This is a genomic window from Blastococcus sp. KM273128, from assembly GCF_021698975.1.
Classification (GTDB): Bacteria; Actinomycetota; Actinomycetes; order Mycobacteriales; family Geodermatophilaceae; genus Blastococcus.
The window spans coordinates 1-2,228 of sequence record NZ_SSXA01000146.1; the positions used below are offsets into that span (position 1 = coordinate 1).

The 2,228-nt window shown below is 65.8% G+C and carries 1 protein-coding gene; it reads left to right on the forward strand.

Annotated elements, in window-relative coordinates:
• Nucleotides 1–2,171, forward strand: a 2,171-nt coding sequence (locus E9529_RS21285; protein ID WP_236833256.1) for a DNRLRE domain-containing protein, incomplete at its 5' end; no start/stop codon positions are given.
• Between the last annotated feature and the right edge of the window lie 57 nt (nucleotides 2,172–2,228).

Genomic DNA, 2,228 nt, shown 5'->3' on the forward strand with positions numbered 1-2,228 from the left:
CGGACAGACCGGCGGCTGCTTCACGCCCGCACCGGCTGACCAAGATCAGATCAGAGGCCGACCGAGCCGACCAAGATCGACGGTGGATCGAGGCTCAGCCGGACGGCACGGTTCGAGTCGAGGTGTCCGCGGGCCCGGTCCGCACGCAAGTCGATGGTGAGTGGGTCGACGTGGACACGACCCTCGAATTCACAGACGCCGGTGTCCAGCCAGTTGCACTGACAGGTGAACTGACCTTCTCCTCGGGTGGCACCCAGGCCATGGCGCGACTGAGCGATGCCAAGTCGGCGACCCTACGCCTGGACTGGGACGGCCCGCTGCCCGTGCCTGTGCTGGAGAGCAACACGGCGACCTACCGCGATGTGTTGCCGAATGTCGATCTCGTTCTCACAGCGACTCGAGTAGGTTTCGAGCAGCACGTCGTGGTCAAGCAGCGGCCCGACTCGAAGACCTTGGCGGCGCTGCGCGAACTGCACTTCCCCATCGCCGCGAATGGTGCAGACGTCGTCGAGAGCGCCGACGGCGGGCTCACCCTTGAGCGCGGCGAGACGGTGGTCGGGACGGCGATCGCGCCGGTCATGTGGGATGCGCGCACGATTTCCGAGAGCGACGAGCCGGCCGCTCTGCGCGAGGTCGGTCTCGAGCTCGTCGATAGCACCAAGCGGGGGACCGATGCCACGCTGGTCCTGACGCCCGACCAGTCTCTTCTCACCGCGAGCGACACCGTCTATCCGGTCACTATCGACCCTACGCAGGCGTTGGGCATGCTCGGTGCCACCTTCGTGCAGTCCAGCATCGTGAACACGCCGCAGGGTGGTTCAACTGAGCTGCGCGCCGGTACCTACGACGGCGGCTACACCGTTGCGCGTTCCCTGCTGCGCTTCGAGGTGAGCGCAGTGAAGAACCGGGTGGTGCAGTCGGCCAAGCTGGCCCTGTTCGAGACCTACGCCCCCTCGTGCAGCCCGCGGTGGGTCGATATTCGCGACGCTGATGACTTCGACCCGAATACGGTCACGTGGTACTCGAAGCCCGATATCTACGGCATCGTTGCCAACGCGCACGCCGCGGCCGGGTACAGTTCTGCCTGCCCTGCTCGCTGGGTGGATTTCAACATGACCGACTGGGTGCAGTACTACGCCGACAGTCGGAGCCAGACGGGCAATGTGATGCCGTTGGCGATCACCGCACCGGAACCGGAGGACGACTCCTACTCTTGGAAGAAGTTCGCTTCCGACAACTCGGCGACGAATGTGCCGAGACTGGAGTTCACTTACGACGGCGCTTGTGATCAGTATTTCGGCAATCGGGTGTGTGGAGCCATTCGAGACAAGTACGCTTCTTCGGGTGGGCCGTACGGCTCCCTGGGTCTGCCGACTACGAGCGAGGCGTGTCCGCCCGGCGGCTGCTACAACCACTTCGAAGGCGGATCGATCTACTGGTCGCCTTCCACGGGTGCGCACGTCGTCACTGGCGATATCCGGGACAAGTGGGCCTACCAGGGCTGGGAGACGGGACGCCTCGGCTTTCCCACGACCGACCAGATCTGCCCTCCGGGCGGCTGCTACAACCACTTCCAGGGTGGGTCGATCTACTGGTCGCCTTCGACGGGAGCGCAGATCGTCAGAGGCGCCATTCGGGACAAGTGGGGCTCGCAAGGCTGGGAGTCCGGCCGGCTGGGCTTTCCGACGACCGACGATGTGTGCCCACCCGGGGGTTGCTATAACCACTTTCAAGGCGGCTCCATCTACTGGTCGCCGTCCAGCGGAGCCCACGTCGTGCGAGGGGCCATCCGCGACAAGTGGATGGAGCTCGGTGCCGAGGCCGGCCCTCTTGGGTTCCCGACGACGGATGACGTGTGTCCGCCGGGAGGGTGTTACAACCACTTCGCCGGCGGCTCTGTCTATTGGTCTCCCGCGACCGGGGCCCACGACGTCCAGGGCGCCATCCGCACGGCCTGGGGAGGGCTCGGGTGGGAGGCGGGTTGGCTCGGCTTCCCGACCAGCGACACTTTGCGGACAGCCGGCGGTGCGCGCAGCGAGTTCCAGGGCGGGAACATCGTCTTCGAGGAGCGGACGGGCCTGACCACGGTGGGCGCAGGCGCGCTCAAACACCCGACACAGTTCCAGCGAGGGTCAAGCCCGCTGGCGTGGTGTGTGACGGCTACCGCGTGATCTTCATGTCTGGTCAGGCGCTGAGCGCCGGGATCGTCGGCTGGCCGGTCACCTCCT